The organism is Streptomyces sp. NPDC037100 (genome assembly GCF_055606225.1).
Genome location: NZ_JBVJSX010000011.1, coordinates 287,612 through 304,464, shown reverse-complemented (window position 1 = coordinate 304,464; position 16,853 = coordinate 287,612). Strand labels below are relative to the sequence as shown.

Sequence of the window (16,853 nt, the reverse complement as noted above, 5' to 3'; positions counted from 1 at the left end):
ACTGGGGCGCCGGCGAATCCCAGCGCGCGGTCCAAAGATGCATCTTCCGTGATCGGGAGTTACACGAACGATTTGCCTTCCCCCTACGATCACCGACCCCTTGGAATCGATCATCCAGGACGAGCGGTTCCCGCCACGGCGTCGCCACGGGAACCGCTCGTCACGGCCTTCCGCTGGTCCGGCTTCCCGCTACGGCATCTTGTCGCCCAGCAGCGCCAGGTTCTCGATGGCGGCGAGACCGTACAGCGCGGTGTCGTTCGTGGACACCCAGGTGGCCTCGCTGCCCGGCACCAGCGCGACCGGGCCGCTCACCTTCTCCGTCCGCCAGGGTGCCGACTCCTTGTAGCCGTCGGAGTTGTAGAACTTCTCCCAGGCCCGCCTGGCGAGCTTCTCGTCCCCGGTCTTGACGGCCGCGTACGCGTCCAGGCGTGAGTGGCCCTGGAACAGCAGCAGACTGCCGAAGTCGGAGCCGTAGCGGGCCTTCTGTTCGGCCTTGGTGGCGTTGAAGTGGCGGCAGTAGTCGAAATACGCCTCGTTGAACTTCGGCATGTCGACGAGGTCGATGAGCTCGGCGCACAGCTCGTTGAGGCCGAACACGGCCGACAGGTGGGACACGCTCACCACTGGCTTGTCCGCGATCGCGAACTTGCCGGTGTCGAGGTCGTAGAGCCCGGTGCCCTGGACGAAGCCGTTCGGCTGGGCGGCGATGGTCTCCATCGTGGACAGCACGCGGGCCTTGGCCTTCTCCCACTTGGGGCCCTTGCGTTCCCACTCCGTCAGCCAGGCCGACACCAGGCCGCTCCAGTCCGTGCCGAAGCCGATCGACAGGGCGTGCCGGTCGGGTGTGTAGGGCTCGGTGCGGATCTTGCGAATGGGGTCGAGGACGAGGAACGTCTCGTCGGAGTCGACGTTGGCGTGCATGAGGTCGCCGACGCGTTCGTCCGCCGTGAGGAAGTAGTAGTAGCGCCGGTAGGTGGTGTTGGCGATGCGCTGCTGCTTGGCGCTGTCGGCGAAGTGCTGCACACCGTGCCGGGTGCCCAGGCCCGCCCATTTGCCCAGGTGGTAGACGTCGACCTCGCCGGTGTGGCGGGTCATCGCCTCGGCGAAGCGGAAGATGTCGGCGCGGCCGGAGCGCAGGTAGGCGAACCAGAGCCACAGGTCCGGCGACAGCTCGGAGTTGTCCCAGGCGTAGCCGCCGATGTCGTACCGCCACTGGTGCCGGAAGGTGTCGTAGGTGTGCATGATGTCGCCGTAGTCCCAGAAGCCGTACCAGCGGCGCTGCTCCACCTGGTCCTTGTAGTAGGTGAAGAGGAAGTCGAGGTGGTCCTCGATCTTCGCCTTGGCGGGGGTGGAGCGGTCGGGTTCGGAGTACAGGCCCGGCCCGAAGACCTTGGCGCTGATGAGCTGCTTAGGCGGGGCGGCCAGCTGCGGCAGCACGCGGACGGCCTCGACCTGCTCGGCGAGCCGGTCGGGGCTCGGGGTCGAGTCGTTGGCCCAGAAGAGGAGTTCGGAGGTGCGGGCGATGCCGTACGGGGTGCCGAACTCCGGCTCGTAGTCCTCGTAGGTGATGTTGAGGCCTTCGAGCTGCTCGGGGTAGGTGTCCTGGCCCATGCCGTCGTGGTAGAAGCGCATGTCCATGGGCTGCGCCTCGGGCGACCAGAGCCAGAGGGTGACCTCGGCCTCGTCGGTGTGGGCGTCCCGGATGTCGAGCTGGGCGGGGAACTTCTCCCAGAAGTCGCGCAGCCCGAAGGACAATCCGCCGCTCGCCCCGCCCACGTAGCCGAAGCCGGACGCGCGCCGGCCACCGCCCGCGGCGACCCAGCCGTGCCCCTTCTTGGTGCGCTTGCGCAGCGTGAAGCCGTCGGCGGAGAGCTGGGTGAGGGTGTAGTCGCCCCACTCGGGGATGTACTGGAGCCGGGTCGTCACCCGCTGGTCCCAGGTGGCGGGATCGGGCAGCTTCCTGCCCTCGAACTGGGCCGCCTGCACGGCCGCCCCCGGGTCCCTGCGCAGTCCGGTGATGCCCTTGACGGCCTCGCGCAGCAGTCCGGTGCCGTCACCGCCGATGCGGATGTGGCGGTCGTACGACTCGTCCCGCAGGGGCACGGTGAAGCGGACGCCGAGGCCGCGGATGAAGTCCCCGCTGGCCTTGCCGGGTTCCTGCGTGCCGTCGTAGGTGATGGTGTGCACCATGCGGAAGGAGTCGGCGCCGGCGTAGAAGTAGAGCCTGATCGAGAAGGGCAGCCAGCTGCGGCCGCCCTTGCGGTGCTTGCCGTCGATGCGGACGACAGCGCGGACCGGGCCGGCCTGCTCGACCTCGACCTTGGAGATCGCGCCGTCGAAGCGCTCGGTCCTGACCGCTCCCTGGTCCTCGTCCTCGATCTCGGGCTGGCGGATCAGCACGAGCCGGCCGTTCTTCGCGATCTCGGTGGAGCCGCGGGTGACGGACTTGACGATCGTGGAGCCGGACGTGGCGATCTTCGCGGTGATGACGCCGGTCGAGATGCCGATGGTGCCGCCGCGCTTCTCGACGGTGACCTTCTTCTCGGGTGCGGCGGGCGTCCCGGCGGCGAGGGTGAGCTTGCCGTCGCCCGAGGCGACCGCGTGCGCGGTCCACTTCAGGGAGCCGTCGGGCCAGTAGGCGATCGGCCAGGACTGCACGGGGACGGACTTGCCGTCGGCGTCCGTCAGCGCGAAGGTCTGGTCCTTCCGGTAGGCGCCCTTCGGCCAGGGCACGCCGACGGTGGAGCCGGGTGCGGCGCCGAGGCCGCCGTCCTCCAGCCAGTCCAGGGTCACCGGGTCCGCGTCGGCGGGTTCGGCTCCGGGCGCGGCCTGGGCGTCCCGGGCTCCCAGCGCCCAGCTGAACTGGGCGGCGGCTCCGGTGACGGCGGCCGCCTTGAGGAGGGACCTGCGGGGGATGGGAGACATGGCGATGCTGCCTTTCCTTGTCCGTGCGGGAAGCGGTTCCGTACGCTGGTCAGGGGCATGACAGGGAGAGGTGCGGCGTCTGGGCGCCGACCTGGAAGAAAGGCACCGCCGCTCAGCGGTGCCGGTAGCGCTCCTCCACGGCGACGGCCGCCGCCGCGACGGCCCCGAGGACAGGGGCTGCCAGCGGTGCGGAGAACCAAGCGGACGCCGCCACCACGGCCAGTCCGCCGACGATCAGGAAGGACCCGGCCGGATCGAGCACCGTGCGCCGCCCGGCTTCGGCCAGCAGCGTGCGCCAGCGCGCTCCGGGCGCCCAGACCGCCGCCGCACGCAGGCCGGCGACGACGAGCCCGATCAGCGCGACGACTCCCACGGCCCCCACGAGCGGTCCGCCGGGTATCCCCGCCCGCGCCGCCTGCACGTCCACCCAGACCGCGGCCACCGCCGCCCACCCGGCGAGCCCGGCGAGCCACCCGCCGCGCAGGGCCGCGCGGAAGTCGGCGACGAACTCCCGCCGGCCTCCGCCCTCATGGGCGGTGCGACGCCGCAGATGCCGCGCCCCGGCCGCGAACGCGGCGGGGTAGGTGACGACTCCCAGTGAGGCCACCGCGATCCACACGCCCGTCAGCAGACACTCGGCGAACACCGCGAACCTTCCCCAAGCTCTCGACTCCGCTCGAGCAGGGGACGCCCCATTGGCGAACACCGACTCCCCCCGTGCCTTCACCCGTGTCCCGGCCATGCCCGCCTCAGCCCTTCAGCCCCGACGTGGCCATGCCGTCGATGAGATAGCGCTGGAAAGCGAGGAAGAAGGCGAGTACCGGCAGCAGCGCGACCAGCGACATGGCGATCATGCCGCCGTAGTTGGCCAGCCCTTCCTGGTCGACGAACATCTTCAGGCCGAGCGAGACCGTGTACTTGTCGGGCTCGTTGAGGTAGATCAGCGGGCCCATGAAGTCGTTCCAGGAGTTGATGAAGGTGAAGATCGCGCTGGTGATCAGGGCCGGCCGGCTCAGCGGCAGCACGATCGACCAGTAGATCCGGACGTGCCCGCAGCCGTCGAGGCGGGCCGCCTCGTCCAGCTCCTTGGGCATGTTGCGCATGAACTGCACCATCAGGAAGACGAAGAACGCCTCGATGGCCAGGTACTTCCCGAGCAGCAGCGGCGTGTAGGTGTTGATCAGCTCCAGGTTGCGGAACAGCACGTACTGCGGGATCAGCAGCACGTGGTACGGCAGCAGGAGCGTGCCGATCATCAGGGTGAACAGCAGATTGCGGCCCGCGAACCGGATCCTCGCGAAGGCGTACGCCGTGAGCGAGCAGGACACCAGGACCCCGATCACGGAACCCACCGCGAGGAAGAGCGAGTTGAAGAAGAACGTGGAGATCGAGATGTCGGCGATGCCGTCGGCGAGGCTCGTGTAGTTGGCGATGACCGGGTCGCCCGGGAACAGGTCCAGGCTGCCGACGATGTCCTCGCTCTTCTTGAAGGACCCGCCGACGACCCAGAACACGGGATAGAGGATCACCGCGAGGATCAGCAGGGAGCCGATGTGCCAGGCGAGGGAGCCGGGCAGCTTGTGCCGGAGCGCTCCGGCTGCGGTTGTGGCCTTGGCGTCGGTGGCCTGCGCACTCATCGGGCGCCCTCCTCGTAGTGCACCCAGCGCTTCTGGGACCAGAACAGCACCGCCGTCACCAGGGCGACCGCGATGAGCAGGAGCCAGGCCATCGCGGAGGCCAGACCCATGCGGCTGTTCTCGAAGCCCTGGACGTAGAGGTAGCAGGTGTAGACCATCGACCCGTCGGCCGGACCGCAGGCGTTGCCTCCGGCGCCGCCGCCGACGATGTACGCCGAACTGAAGATCTGGAAGGAGTGGATCGTCTCCAGCAGCACGTTGAAGAAGAGGACCGGGGAGATCATCGGCAGCGTGATGTTCCAGAACCGCCGCAGCTTGCCCGCCCCGTCGACCTCGGCCGCCTCGTACAGCTCGCGCGGGACCTGCTTGAGGCCGGCCAGGAAGATGACCATGGGGGCGCCGAACTGCCAGACGGTGAGCGCCACCAGGCTGTAGATGATCATGTCCGGGTCGCCGGTCCAGCCGCCGACGTCGATGCCGAAGATCTTCTGGGTACGGTCGACGATCGCGTCGTCCGAGAAGATCGCCTTCCACACGATCGCGACGGAGACGCTCGCACCGATGAGCGACGGCGCGTAGAAGGCGGCCCGGTAGAAGGCCTGCCCGCGCCGGCTCTGGGCGAGCAGCAGGGCCACGCCGAGGGCGGCGATCAGCTTGAGCGGCGTACCCACGGCGACGTACCAGAGCGTCACCTGCACCGAGTGGCGCCAGCGCGGATCGCCGAACATCTCGGAGAAGTTGTCGAGGCCGATCCACCGGGGGGCGTCGAAGAGGTTGTAGTCGGTGAAGGCGTAGTAGAGCGAGGCGATCATCGGGCCCGCGGTGAGCAGCAGGAACCCGGCGATCCACGGGGACATGAAGAGATAGCCGGCCAGGTTCTCCCGGCGCCGCCGCCGCTTGAGGGCGGCGGGGCGCTCGGGCGTCACCGGACCGTGCCGCGGCTCGGAGTCCTGGGACAGGCCCTCCATCGCAGGGGCGTGTGTCACGGTGGTTCCCATCAGGTGCCGAGAGCCGTCTTCGACTCGGTGAAGAACTGCTTGACGGCCTCGCCCACCGAGCGCTTGCCCAGGCCGAGCTCCTCGCCGATGCGCAGGAAGGCGGCCTCGCAGACGTCCGCGCCGTTCGGGTGCGGGGTGATGGGCTCCAGAACGCCCGCCTCGACGAGGGACTCCTCGTAGGCGGCGATCGCCTTGTTGACCTCGTCGGTCGGCTTGTACGCGTCGTACTGCGCCTGTGTCGCGGGCACGCCGCGGTCGTAGCCCATGATCTTGGCGACCTCGGGATCGTGCACCATGAAGTCGATGAACTGGGCGACTTCCTTGGGGTGCTGGGTGCGCTTGGATGCGCTCAGCATGAGGGAGCCGAGGTACTGGCCGGTCTTCTTGCCGTCCGTGGTCGGGATGGGGGCCAGGCCGTACTCGCTCTTGCCCTCGGAGGTGTAGCGGACGGTGAAGTTGTCCCAGGTGAACTCACCGCCGGAGATCTCCCCGGCGACCGCCGACTTGGGCTTGATCTGGGCGACCTTCTTCTGGTTGGCGTAGCTGCCGTCCTCGACGCCTTCCTCGGCCTTCGTCCACCAGTCCGTCAGATCCGCCTCGGTGAAGCCGAGCGCGTCCTCGGTGAAGAACGCCTTGCCGTTCTGGCGCAGGTAGAGGTCGTAGAGGTACATGACGTTGTACGGGCCGGTGTCACCGGCACGTCCCGTCTTGTCACGGATCTTCTTCATCGCCGCGTGGTAGTCGTCCCAGGTCCAGCCCTGCTCCGGCTTCACCCCGGCCCGCGTGTAGACGGGCTTGTCGATGACCAGGGCCATGGAGTTCGAACCGACCGGAACGCCGAGGAGCTTGCCGTCGATCTCACCGAACTTCTCGAGGCCCGCGCGGAATCCGTCCATCCGCAGGTTGCCGGCCTCGACCTGCTCGCCGAGATCGAGCAGCACGTTCTTCGCGTCGTATTTCCGGAGGAAGCCGATGGCATTCTGGAACACGTCCGGCGGATTCCCGCCGGAGGCCTGGGTGTTGAACTTCTTCCAGAAGTCGAGATAAGGCTGGAAGTCCGTTTTCACCTTGATCTTCGGATACTTCTTCTCGAAGAGGGCGATCGTCTTGTTGATTCTCTCGGCGCGGTCCTCCGCACCCCACCACGCGTAACGGATCGTCACCGTCCCGTCCGCGGAGGCCCCTCCGTCACCACCGCAGCCGGTCGTCGCGGCCAGCCCCAGCGTGGCCGCCGTGGCTCCGGCCGCCTTCAGGATCGTACGTCTCTCAACATTCCTGCCGTTCACCACGGTTGGACCTCCCCGCACGTCGTCCCGCTCGCATGAATCGTTTCAAGTAAGCGCTTGCTGGCACAAGGTACGGAGGGGCTGAGAGTGCGTCAATGATTCGGACAAGAATTTCTTACCGAGGCGGTGGGCGCCGGAGCGGACCGTGCAGGTGAGGCCTTGGACCGGGTCGGGCGACATCGCTGGTGACGACGATGTGACCGAGGCGCCGAACACGGAGGGGCGATCCGGTCCGCTTTCGGGCGCGACCGAAAAGCGACGCCGGGCCGACGGACCGAGGGTGCGGGAGTGGGGGCCCTTTCCGGCCACGTCCCTGCCGAGTCGTTGTGGCCGCCGGGCCGGGCTGAGCGTGGCGCCCGGGACCGGCCGCTCCCCCACTCGGCCATGTCCCTGCCGAGTCGTTGTGGCCGCCGGGCCGGGCTGAGCGCGGCGCCCGGGGGCCGACCGCTCCCCCGCGGCTTGCCGGAGCCCCCGTCCGACGGAGGATGCGACAGCCCTCAGCGGGGGGCCTCCCTGTCACCAGGGGGACCTGGAGGCGCGCGCGGCACCCTGCCGAGCGATCATCGGCGAGGGCGACGTTCCGGCCACGCCTCCGGACGGCACTGACCGCCGCGGGCAAGGCTTCCGTCAGCAATCTCGCGACTCCGCCCCTCGACCCGGAGGCCCGACGATGCCCCGCAGACACAACAACGGCAGCCCACCTGCGTCATCGCAGGTGGGCTGCCGGTCCGGGTGGGCGATACTGGGTTCGAACCAGTGACCTCTTCGGTGTGAACGAAGCGCTCTCCCACTGAGCTAATCGCCCGGACGCAGGAAGAACATTACCCCATGTCAGGGGGTGCCTGTGACGCTCACTGGTCCTTGATCTTCCACGGCATCGTGATGCCGAACTTCCACAGGTAGAAGCCGACCAGCACGCCCACGATCACCAGCCCGATCGACGTCAGGATGATGTTGCGGCGCCGCACCTTGGGATCGAGGGCACGCTGGGCCGCCTCGGTGACCTTCCGCTTGGTCCAGCGGAGCACCAGCTGGGCCCAGACGAACTCCGTCGCCCAGATCGCCATGCCGCCGAAGATCACGACCCAGCCCGGCCCGGGAAGGGGCAGCATGATGATGCCGGCCACCACGACCGCGAGCCCGATGATGAAAACACCGACCTGCCAGCTCACGTGCAGCGCCCGGCGCGCCTTGATGAATTCCGGCGCCCGCGAGCCGAGCCCGCGGTCCTGCTCGCCGTGCACCTCGCCCGGCCCCGTCCCGTCCGACGCCACGGCCACCTCGCCCGGCTCGTTACTCCCCGTATTCATACGGCCGAACACTACCCGAGCGAAACCAGTCACCGGAATGGACGCACGACGCGAACGATCTCTCGGCCGGAAGAGTTACGTAAAGGCACGCAAAACACTCAGAGGGGTTTACAACGGCACCGTAGGTGGCATGTCGATTTCGCCGACGTGCGAATCCCCGAGCGCACACTGAGCGAAAGGCCCTGGCGCTTATGAACACCACGGTCAGCTGCGAGCTGCACCTGCGCCTCGTTGTGTCGAGCGAGTCCTCCCTGCCTGTCCCCGCAGGCCTGCGGTACGACACGGCCGACCCCTACGCCGTGCACGCCACCTTCCACACCGGAGCCGAGGAAACCGTCGAGTGGGTGTTCGCCCGCGACCTCCTCGCCGAGGGACTTCACCGCCCTACGGGCACCGGCGACGTCCGCGTCTGGCCGTCGCGCAGTCACGGCCAGGGCGTCGTGTGCATCGCCCTGAGCTCGCCGGAGGGCGAGGCCCTGCTGGAGGCCCCGGCACGGGCCCTGGAGTCCTTCCTGAAGCGGACCGACGCCGCCGTGCCGCCCGGCACGGAACACCGGCACTTCGACCTCGACCAGGAGCTCTCGCACATCCTGGCGGAAAGCTAGAGCGAGACCCCCACAAAGCCGCCCGGCGCCGTCGACTCGGGGAGACGGCTCGGGCCCGGACAACCGCATACGGGATGACACCGGCGCCGATACCGCGGCTCACGCGGTACGGCGCCGGTCAGCGTGTGCGCCCCTCCGCCGCTCGCCCGCACCGCTCGGGAACCCCCGCGGGCCCTGCGGCGTTGTATTCGAAGCCATGTGCGGGCATGTGGAGGGTCCGGCGGTGGTGGAGCCGTTACCATCGGCCAGCATCGGCGGGCGCCCGCCCGACCCTCAGGCCAGGGAGCGAATCGTGCTGATCACCCACGACACCCGGTGCGCCCTCGACACCGTGGTCGATCTGGTGAACACCGCACCGGAGGACGACACGGCGTCGGACGGGCTGCCGGACGTGGCGACCCTCACGGACTTCGTGCGGAACCACGAGATCAGCGATGTCGGGGTGCTCTCGGAGTTCGACCTCGCCGCGGTGCGCAAGATCCGCGAACGCTTCGCCGCCGTGTTCGCCGCCCCGGACGCCCGGGCCGCGGCCGGCCAGATCAACGAGCTGGTCGCGGCCGCCGGCACCACGCCCCGGCTCACGGACCACGACGGCTACGACTGGCATGTGCACTACTTCGCCCCCGGTGCCTCCGTCGCCGATCACCTGGCCGCCGACTGCGGGATGGCGCTGGCGTTCTTCGTCGTCGCCGGGGAGCAGGAGCGGCTGCGGCGCTGTGAAGCGCCCGACTGCCGGCGCGCCTTCGTCGACCTGTCCCGCAACCGCTCGCGGCGCTACTGCGACAGCCGCACCTGCGGAAACCGCCTGCACGTGGCCGCCTATCGCGCGCGCCGCAAGGAGGCCGCGGGCTGACAGCCGTCGCCGGCCCGGTGGCTGTGGAGATCGTCGGTGCCGAGGGGGCCCATGTGGAGGTCGTCGATGCCGACACGGCCCCGGCGGGTGGCGCCGGGTACCGCGGGTCAGGCTCACAGCAACAGCAGATCGTGCAACGAGGCCATGAGCAGCAGGCTCCCGATCACCGCCAGGAAGATCATCAGCGGTGGCTGGGAGAGGGCGAAGAGGCAACCGCGCGGCTCGTCCTGCCGAGGACGTGGCTCGTCCTGTGGGAGAAAGGGCTCGTCCCGCTCAGGACATGGCTCGTCCTGCGGCGGTGCGGGGTCGCTCTGTTTCGTCGTGTCCAGCATCTCGCGGCGATGATGACGCAGCCGCCCGGCCGAACGCGATCAGTGCGCTCGTTCCGTGCGGGAGTGCGCCGATTCCGCGAGGTCCCGTTCGGGTTGTGATCACTTCCGCGCGTCAGCGGACTCACTGTGACGATTCAGCCGCCGGCCGGGTGGCCGTCATATGCCGTGCTTCTTGAGGATGGCCTCGATGTCGCTGAAGTCGTCCTCGCCGCGGGACGCCGACGCGGGCCGGGCCGCCGGGCGGGAGCCCTGGCCCAGGGAGGGCGCCGAGGCGGGTGCCACCGCGTCGGGCCGCTCGGCCGCCCGGGCCGCGGCCCTGCGCTCCTTACGGGTGCCGCCACGGCGGCGCTCCACGACTCGTGTGGTCATGAAGAGCACCCACGCGACGCCGAGCACCCCGAACCCGGCCCAGGCCGTCGGACTGAACGCGGTGTCGGCCAGCCACTCGACGATCCCGGTCATCACCAGGCCGATCGGGACGAGGGAGTAGGCCGCGATACGGACCGCCGCGAGGTAGCGCTTGCGGTACGCCGTGACGACCGCAATGCCCAGGCCTGCCGCGGACACGGCGGAGCAGACGGTCTCGGCAATCATCCGGTCCTCCAGGCGTGGCGCGGTCGGGTCACAACACTTCGTCCCCTCCATCCTGCACCCGCCGCACCCCGGCGGGCCATGCTCCGGGCCCGACATCAGGGACATCTCCGGGTCTCCTCCTCCGCAGGTGCCGATGCGGGCTGCGCTCCCGGTCGCACCTGCTGGAAGACTGTCGGTATGAGTGACTCCTCCGACCGTTCCACGGCCCCCGTCCTCGAGGTCTGGTGCGACCTCCAGTGCCCGGACTGCCGTACCGCGCTGAACGATCTCCGTGCCCTGCGCGCCCGCTACGGCGACCGTCTGGAGCTGCGGCTGCGGCACTTCCCGCTGGAGAAGAACAAGCACGCCTTCGCCGCCGCCCAGGCAGCGGAGGAGGCGTGGGAGCAGGGCCGGGGGTGGCCGTACGTGGAGGCCCTGCTGGGGCGGGTCGAGGAACTGGCCCGTGAGGGGGAACCCTTCCTGGTCGAGGTGGCCCGCGAACTGGACCTGGACGCCGAGGAGTTCGACACCGCGCTGGTCGACGGCCGGCACATCCTGATCGTGGACGCCGACCAGGCCGAGGGCAAGGCGATCGGCGTGACCGGCACCCCGACGTACGTCATCGGCGGTGAGCGGCTCGACGGCGGCAAGAGCCAGGAGGGGCTGCGCGAGCGGATCGAGGAGATCGCGGACCGGCTGCTGGCCGGGCAGGAACACTGACTTCCTCGCCCCGCTCCCGGCTCCCGGGCCGCTGGTGTCGCGGCAGCCAACGTTTGCCCGTCGAGGAGCGGCGTCCGGTGCGTGCTCCGGGCCCCCGGCCGCAGGCCGGGGAAGTGCCGGCCGGAAGCCCTCGAGCTGGGCGCGCTCGGGCCTTCGGACGGTGCGGCGAGAGGTGCCGGGCGTCGCGACGGGGCGAACGTTGTCTGCCGCGGCGCTAGAGCAGCGGTTTGTACATGGCGTACTGCTCGGTCTCGTAGCCGAGCGACGTATACAGCCGCTCGGCCGGGGTGTTGCCGGCGAAGACGTTGAGACCGAGGGTCCGCCTGCCCTCCGCGATCGTCTGAGCCTCGGCCAGCAGCATCAGGGTGCGGCCGTGGCCCTTTCCGCGGTGGGCGGCGTCGGTCTCGACGTCGAAGACGAAGGCGTTGTCCGCGCGCACCGCCAGCCACAGCGTGCCCACCGGTGTCCCCAGGTGCTCGACGACGCTGATCAGCATGCCGGGGGTGGCAGGGCCGTCGGGCAGCAGAGTGGCGTGGTCGCGCTCCGACTTGGCCCGGGCCTCGGCCTCCGGGACGCCTCGCTCGATCCAGCCGCGCGCGTAGTGCTCCTTGCCCTTCTCCAGCCAAGGGCCGAACTCGGCCTCGGTCATGGGCCGGGCACGGCTGCCTTCGGGCAGCTCCGGCGGGGTGTCGCCGAGCTGCTTCTCCATGCCGCGGTTGCGGACGACGTAACCGAGCGCCGTGGCGAGCCGGAGGCCCGCCTCGGACGTGGCAGGGACCGCCGCCTCGATGCGGCGGCACCCCCAGCCGCGCACCACCTCCTCCGCGGCGAGCGCGGCGACCGTGCCCCGGCCCCGCCTGCGGTCCGGTTCGTCGATGTGCAGCTTCATGATCCGGGCCACCGCCCCGCCGAACACGGGATGCGTGCCGAGGTGTATCGCCCCCACGGGACGGCTGTTCACGCACACCTGGTAGTGGCGTGAGCGCGTCCCGTCGGCGTTCTGCTGAAGCGGCTCGGTCGGCCGCAGGGTCGTGGTCATCAGGGGTGTTCTACCCGCAACCAGGGCCCTGTTCAGCCGAATTTCCGGAGGCTGTCAGGGGTCGAGGTCGTTCCCGGCCCGCTCCTCGAATGTCCGCATGGCCTTGACGGTCACCGGGCCGGGCGCGCCGGGCAGCTCACGGTCGTCGACGCGGTGCACGGCCTGCACGTCCCGCAGGGTGGACGTCAGGAAGATCTCCTCGGCCCGCTCCAGGACGTCCAGCGGCAGGTCGGTCTCCTTCGCGCCGGTCCATTCGACCGCCAGCGCGCGGGTGATGCCCGCGAGGCAGCCCGAGGCGACCGGCGGAGTGTGGATCTCGCCGTCGAGGACGACGAAGACGTTCGACCCGGTGCCCTCGCACAGCTGTCCCACCGTGTTGGCGAACAGGGCCTCGGAGGCGCCCTGTTCGCGGGCCCGGGCGAGAGCGACCACGTTCTCGGCGTACGAGGTGGTCTTCAGGCCGGTGAGGGCGCCGCGCTCGTTGCGGGTCCAGGGCACGGTGATCACGGCGGTGGAGTCGGGGCGGCGGGTCGTCTCGCCGAGGGCGACGACGAGGGTCGGGCCGTGCTCACCGCGGTCGGAGCCGAGGGGGCCGTGGCCGCCGGTGAAGGTGATGCGGAGACGGCCGAGCGGCACGGGGTTGGCATCGAGGACCGCGGCGCAGGCGCGGCGCACCTCGTCGTGGTCCGGGTCCGGCAGGCCCAGGCCGCGCGCGGACCGGGTCAGCCGGTCGAGGTGCCGGGTGAGGGCGAACGGCCGGCCGTGCACGGCCTTCACCGTCTCGAAGATGCCGTCGCCCACGGTCAGGCCGTGGTCGAAGACGGAGACGCGGGCGGACTCGATGTCCTGCAGTCCGCCGTCGAGCCAGATCTTCACGTCAGGTCCTCCCGCAGGTCCTCTCCACTCACCTCGTACGCTCCCGACGCTATCGCGAGCAGCCGGGACGCCTTCAGCTCGGTCTCCCGCCACTCCGCCTCGGGATCGGAACCCCAGGTGATGCCGGCACCGGTTCCGAAGCGCAGTACGCCCTCGGCCCGGTCGATCCAGAAGGTGCGGATGCCGACGGCCAGCTCTCCTGCCCCCCGGTCGGCGTCGACCCAGCCGATCCCGCCGCAGTACGGCCCTCTGGGCGCCGTCTCCAGCGTGTCGATGATCCGCAGGGCGCTGGACTTGGGCGCGCCGGTGACCGACCCCGGAGGGAAGGCGGCGCCGATCAGCTCGGCCCAGCCGGCCCCGTGGCCCAGCTCGCCGCGGACCGTCGAGACGAGGTGGACCAGCCCGGGGTGCTTCTCGACGGCGCACAGGTCGGGCACCGTGACACTGCCCGTGGCGCACACCCGCCCGATGTCGTTGCGGACGAGGTCCACGATCATCACGTTCTCGGCGTAGTCCTTCTCCAGCAGGTCCGCCTCCGTCCTGCCGGTGCCCTTGATCGGCCCGGACTCGACGATCCGGCCTTCGCGCCGCAGGAACAGTTCGGGAGAGGCGGTGGCGATCTCCACGCCGTGTCCGGGCAGGCGAATCGTTCCCGCATACGGTGCCGGGTTGCCGCGGGCGAGCAGCGCCGTGAGGGCGTCCACGTCGGCGCCGGGCTGGACGGGCGCCGACAGCACGCGGCACAGATTCGCCTGGTAGACCTCGCCGGCCGCGATGTGCTCGCGGATCCGCCGCACCCCGGCCGTGTACGCGGCGCGATCGAGCGAGGACGTCCAGTCACCGGGCGCGGGGCCGCGCCATGCACCGGGCGCGGGAACGGGCACGTCCGCCGTCCGGACCTCCGCGAAGCGGGCGCAGGTCAGACGGCCCTCGAAGTCCGCGCAGACGGCCCAGAAGCCGCTGGACTCCAGGGCTTCGGGGTCGTCGGTGACATCGAGGAGCCCGGTGGCGACGCGGTCGCCGAAGCGGGCGAGAGGAGGGAGGTCGAGCACGCAGTCGAGTCTATGGCGGGTGTCTCGCGGGTGGCCGGGGGATGTCCCGTCGGGCGGCCCTGTGACCTCGTTGAGCAGGTGAAGCGCAGCACGCTGCACAAACGCGTTTTTGTACTGGCCCCGGAATCCGCTAGAGTTCAACTCGTCGCCGGGCCGCGAGAGCGGACCGAAAACGACAGGCGGACGTAGCTCAGTTGGTAGAGCGCAACCTTGCCAAGGTTGAGGTCGCGAGTTCGAACCTCGTCGTCCGCTCGAAGGAAGAGGGGGATCCCGGTCCCCTACACTCCTGGTGGAGTGGCCGAGAGGCGAGGCAACGGCCTGCAAAGCCGTCTACACGGGTTCAAATCCCGTCTCCACCTCCAAGGACGATTAGCTCAGCGGGAGAGCGCTTCCCTGACACGGAAGAGGTCACTGGTTCAATCCCAGTATCGTCCACTGGATCCCTCAAGATCCCACCCGCGCGATTAGCTCAGCGGGAGAGCGCTTCCCTGACACGGAAGAGGTCACTGGTTCAATCCCAGTATCGCGCACGCAGTGCCCATGAACGGATGCACTCCGTATGCATGGCCCCGAGGACGATTAGCTCAGCGGGAGAGCGCTTCCCTGACACGGAAGAGGTCACTGGTTCAATCCCAGTATCGTCCACATCACACAGGAGCCCCCGGCCGTTCGCGGCCGGGGGCTCCTTGCGTTGCGCGACGTCGTTCTGCGACGCGTCAGGACGAGAACAGCATGTGGCCGAAGCTCTTGCTGCGGTGGTGGCCGTGATGACCGTGGCCGCCGTGCGGAGCGCCCCAGGCGGGAGCCGGCGGGGCGGGGTAGGCCTGCGGGGCGGGCGGGGGCGGCGGGGCAGGCTGGGACCACTGCGCCTCCAGGCGGGTCAGCGACTCCAGCTCGCCGTAGTCGAGAAAGATCCCGCGGCAGCCGCTGCACTGCTCGATCTGGACACCGTTGCGGTTGTACGTGTGCATCGGCGCACGGCACTTCGGACACTGCATGGTCGTTCAACTCCTCGCCGGTCGGTCCTGCTTCACATCTCGCCAGGACAGACTCTGTCCCGCTGCCGTCGGTTGCACCCTACTTCGTGTGCTCCTGCGCCAACTGTGGCGGGACGGTAGCCATTCGGTCACAGGCGTCCACGACCGACTGCTCCACCTCGTCCAGCGGGCGCCCGGCCGCGACCGCCTTGGCGACGGCCCGGGCCGCGGTCTGCGCAGTGAGGGCGCGGGCGGCGGTGTCGAGAGCGGGCCACGGATCGCCCTGGACCGGGACGGCGGGACCGCCGGCCTCGCGGTAGGCGGTGAGGAACCGGGTCCATTCCTCGGGCGGGAGCAGGCCGCAGGCGTACCAGGCGGCGGGGCGGGCGAGGTCCCAGGCGGGGACGCCGGTGCCGAGGTCGTCCACGTCTATCAGCAGCCAGGGGCCGTCGGGGGCGGGGCGGCGTACGAGCTGGCCGAGGTGGAGGTCGCCGTGGCAGAGGGTGCCGGTGTCCGGCATCGGGGCCTCGGCCCGGGCCCAGGGCGGGAGGGTGGCCCAGGCGCGCAGGACGGGGGCGGCCGCGGGGTGCGGGCCGGCCTCGCGGAGCCGGGCCATCGCTCGGGCCGCCTTCGCAGGGCCACGCATGGGGGGCAGGCCCGGCGGGGCCGGAGTGCGGTGGAGGCGGGCGAGGAGGGTGGCGGCGGCTTCCCAAGGGGCGGCGTCCGGGTCGCCGGGATCCACGGGGGCGCCGTACGGCCAGAACGTCACGAGGCGGCCGTGCAGGGCGAGCGGGGTGGGGTCGAGTGGGGGCAGGAGGATGCCGGGGAGGTGGGTGGCCAGGGTGAGGCGGCCGGCGAGTTCGGCCGGGTCGCTCTCCGGTGGGTGGGCCTTGGCGACGGTGTCCGCGTGGCGTACGACGATGCCGTCGGGGCGGTCCGCGAGCGTGGCTGCGCCGCAGGAGCAGGCCGACGAGCGCGCGTGGGCGGCGACTCGGACCCTGGCGGCGAGCGCGCGCAGGAGTGGGGCGGGGGTCACGGGGCGAGGGTACGCGCGGTGGGATGCGCGGCGTCAGGAACTGTCGGCATCGGGTGCTCGGTGCCAGGACGGCCTGCCGGCGTCAGGTGCTCGGCGTGAGGAACTCGGCATCGGTGCGCAGTGTCGGGAACTGCCGGCATGGGGTGCTCGGTGTCGGGAGTGGGGCGTAGCCCGGTGGAGCGGGGCGCCGCGGCGCCCGTCGGTGCCGCTGCCGGCCGCACGCATGCCCGTAGCGGAGGCGGGTGCCGCCGGCGGAAGGAAAAGCAATGCCGGCGCAGCTCCCCAGCTGCGCCGGCATCTGTGCCGTCCGCCGCACCCCCGTCCCCACGGGGTTTCATGGGTGTGATGTCCCCGCCCGGACCGCTCTTCCGGGCCTGGGGTCGCCGCTCAGCGCCCCAGCATCTCTCCCACGGACGACGCCTGTGTGGCCACTGTCTCCCACCCGTCGAAGACGAGGAGGAGCAGGACCGCCAGGGGAAGGGCCATCAGCGTCGCCACCAGCGGGTGGCGACGACCCTGGCGGCGGGGGCGGAACACGGCGGCGTACGCCTTGCGTCCCTCCTCGCGGAGCAGTGTCCGCGGTGCCGTCTGGGCCATGGTCCCTCTCCTGACCGTATCGGTTGTCGTTGGCAGC

The 16,853-nt window shown here is 70.3% G+C and carries 17 protein-coding genes and 6 tRNA genes; 8 read left to right on the top strand and 15 right to left on the bottom strand.

Going from position 1 to position 16,853, the window contains the following annotated elements:
- Positions 1-189: 189 nt before the first annotated feature.
- The 7 genes from ACZ7EG_RS31785 to ACZ7EG_RS31755 all read right to left on the bottom strand — a co-directional run bounded on the left by ACZ7EG_RS31785 (position 190) and on the right by ACZ7EG_RS31755 (position 8,156).
- On the bottom strand, positions 190-2,925 hold the full coding sequence (locus ACZ7EG_RS31785; RefSeq protein ID WP_471086412.1) for an exo-rhamnogalacturonan lyase family protein: 2,736 nt from the start codon (positions 2,923-2,925) through the stop codon (positions 190-192).
- A 112-nt stretch (positions 2,926-3,037) separates the two neighbouring features.
- Positions 3,038-3,667 carry a hypothetical protein gene (locus ACZ7EG_RS31780; protein ID WP_471086409.1) on the bottom strand — a complete coding sequence of 210 codons (630 nt, stop codon included), beginning with the start codon at positions 3,665-3,667 and terminating at the stop codon, positions 3,038-3,040.
- A 7-nt stretch (positions 3,668-3,674) separates the two neighbouring features.
- Positions 3,675-4,562, bottom strand: coding sequence for a carbohydrate ABC transporter permease (locus ACZ7EG_RS31775; protein ID WP_471086406.1), 888 nt, complete (start codon positions 4,560-4,562; stop codon positions 3,675-3,677).
- Positions 4,559-5,560, bottom strand: a complete 1,002-nt coding sequence (locus tag ACZ7EG_RS31770; protein ID WP_471086403.1) for a carbohydrate ABC transporter permease — start codon at positions 5,558-5,560, stop codon at positions 4,559-4,561. Before ACZ7EG_RS31770 ends, ACZ7EG_RS31775 begins: the two co-directional genes overlap by 4 nt.
- Positions 5,560-6,849 (bottom strand): ABC transporter substrate-binding protein, encoded by a 1,290-nt coding sequence (locus tag ACZ7EG_RS31765; protein ID WP_471086401.1) that lies wholly within the window; start codon positions 6,847-6,849, stop codon positions 5,560-5,562. The genes ACZ7EG_RS31770 and ACZ7EG_RS31765 overlap by 1 nt, the downstream gene beginning before the upstream one ends.
- A gap of 730 nt (positions 6,850-7,579) precedes the next feature.
- Positions 7,580-7,651 (bottom strand) — tRNA-Val (locus ACZ7EG_RS31760).
- Positions 7,652-7,697: 46 nt separating this feature from the next.
- On the bottom strand, positions 7,698-8,156 hold the full coding sequence (locus ACZ7EG_RS31755) for a TIGR02611 family protein (protein ID WP_471086398.1): 459 nt from the start codon (positions 8,154-8,156) through the stop codon (positions 7,698-7,700).
- Positions 8,157-8,347: 191 nt separating this feature from the next.
- On the opposite strand from ACZ7EG_RS31755, the gene ACZ7EG_RS31750 reads away from it, so the two are divergent.
- Both ACZ7EG_RS31750 and ACZ7EG_RS31745 read left to right on the top strand, forming a co-directional pair.
- Positions 8,348-8,761: an SsgA family sporulation/cell division regulator gene (locus ACZ7EG_RS31750; RefSeq protein ID WP_004002642.1), complete on the top strand. Its 414-nt coding sequence runs from the start codon at positions 8,348-8,350 to the stop codon at positions 8,759-8,761.
- Positions 8,762-9,053: 292 nt separating this feature from the next.
- Positions 9,054-9,614, top strand: coding sequence for a CGNR zinc finger domain-containing protein (locus tag ACZ7EG_RS31745; RefSeq protein ID WP_471086395.1), 561 nt, complete (start codon positions 9,054-9,056; stop codon positions 9,612-9,614).
- A gap of 113 nt (positions 9,615-9,727) precedes the next feature.
- Here ACZ7EG_RS31745 and ACZ7EG_RS31740 read toward each other — a convergent pair whose 3' ends face one another.
- Positions 9,728-9,946, bottom strand: coding sequence for a hypothetical protein (locus tag ACZ7EG_RS31740; RefSeq protein ID WP_471086392.1), 219 nt, complete (start codon positions 9,944-9,946; stop codon positions 9,728-9,730).
- A gap of 156 nt (positions 9,947-10,102) precedes the next feature.
- Complete coding sequence (locus tag ACZ7EG_RS31735; RefSeq protein WP_471086389.1) at positions 10,103-10,540, bottom strand: hypothetical protein; 438 nt, start codon at positions 10,538-10,540, stop codon at positions 10,103-10,105.
- 177 nt (positions 10,541-10,717) lie between these two features.
- On the opposite strand from ACZ7EG_RS31735, the gene ACZ7EG_RS31730 reads away from it, so the two are divergent.
- Entirely contained in the window at positions 10,718-11,239 is a 522-nt protein-coding gene (locus tag ACZ7EG_RS31730; RefSeq protein WP_471086387.1) for a DsbA family protein, read from the top strand.
- 214 nt (positions 11,240-11,453) lie between these two features.
- Here ACZ7EG_RS31730 and ACZ7EG_RS31725 read toward each other — a convergent pair whose 3' ends face one another.
- Genes ACZ7EG_RS31725 through ACZ7EG_RS31715 form a run of 3 tightly spaced genes read right to left on the bottom strand, consistent with a single transcriptional unit; the run spans position 11,454 to position 14,206 of the window.
- On the bottom strand, positions 11,454-12,278 hold the full coding sequence (locus ACZ7EG_RS31725) for a GNAT family N-acetyltransferase (protein ID WP_471086384.1): 825 nt from the start codon (positions 12,276-12,278) through the stop codon (positions 11,454-11,456).
- Positions 12,279-12,332: 54 nt separating this feature from the next.
- Complete coding sequence (locus ACZ7EG_RS31720; protein ID WP_471086381.1) at positions 12,333-13,154, bottom strand: aminotransferase class IV; 822 nt, start codon at positions 13,152-13,154, stop codon at positions 12,333-12,335.
- The gene (locus tag ACZ7EG_RS31715) at positions 13,151-14,206 is read right to left on the bottom strand and encodes a chorismate-binding protein (protein WP_471086378.1); all 1,056 of its coding nucleotides are present in this window, start codon (positions 14,204-14,206) and stop codon (positions 13,151-13,153) included. The genes ACZ7EG_RS31720 and ACZ7EG_RS31715 overlap by 4 nt, the downstream gene beginning before the upstream one ends.
- 179 nt (positions 14,207-14,385) lie before the next feature.
- On the opposite strand from ACZ7EG_RS31715, the gene ACZ7EG_RS31710 reads away from it, so the two are divergent.
- The 5 genes from ACZ7EG_RS31710 to ACZ7EG_RS31690 all read left to right on the top strand — a co-directional run bounded on the left by ACZ7EG_RS31710 (position 14,386) and on the right by ACZ7EG_RS31690 (position 14,851).
- Positions 14,386-14,458 (top strand) — tRNA-Gly (locus tag ACZ7EG_RS31710).
- Positions 14,459-14,494: 36 nt separating this feature from the next.
- A tRNA-Cys gene (locus ACZ7EG_RS31705) sits at positions 14,495-14,568 on the top strand.
- Between the two features lies 1 nt (position 14,569).
- Positions 14,570-14,641, top strand: a tRNA-Val gene (locus ACZ7EG_RS31700).
- Positions 14,642-14,664: 23 nt separating this feature from the next.
- Positions 14,665-14,736: transfer RNA gene (locus ACZ7EG_RS31695), tRNA-Val, on the top strand.
- 43 nt (positions 14,737-14,779) lie between these two features.
- Positions 14,780-14,851: transfer RNA gene (locus tag ACZ7EG_RS31690), tRNA-Val, on the top strand.
- A gap of 71 nt (positions 14,852-14,922) precedes the next feature.
- On the opposite strand, the gene ACZ7EG_RS31685 is transcribed toward ACZ7EG_RS31690, so the two are convergent.
- The 3 genes from ACZ7EG_RS31685 to ACZ7EG_RS31675 all read right to left on the bottom strand — a co-directional run bounded on the left by ACZ7EG_RS31685 (position 14,923) and on the right by ACZ7EG_RS31675 (position 16,816).
- Positions 14,923-15,204 carry a TFIIB-type zinc ribbon-containing protein gene (locus tag ACZ7EG_RS31685; RefSeq protein ID WP_471086375.1) on the bottom strand — a complete coding sequence of 94 codons (282 nt, stop codon included), beginning with the start codon at positions 15,202-15,204 and terminating at the stop codon, positions 14,923-14,925.
- Between the two features lie 79 nt (positions 15,205-15,283).
- Entirely contained in the window at positions 15,284-16,219 is a 936-nt protein-coding gene (locus tag ACZ7EG_RS31680; RefSeq protein ID WP_471086372.1) for a phosphotransferase family protein, read from the bottom strand.
- 387 nt (positions 16,220-16,606) lie between these two features.
- Positions 16,607-16,816, bottom strand: coding sequence for a hypothetical protein (locus tag ACZ7EG_RS31675; protein ID WP_362240376.1), 210 nt, complete (start codon positions 16,814-16,816; stop codon positions 16,607-16,609).
- Positions 16,817-16,853 lie beyond the last annotated feature (37 nt).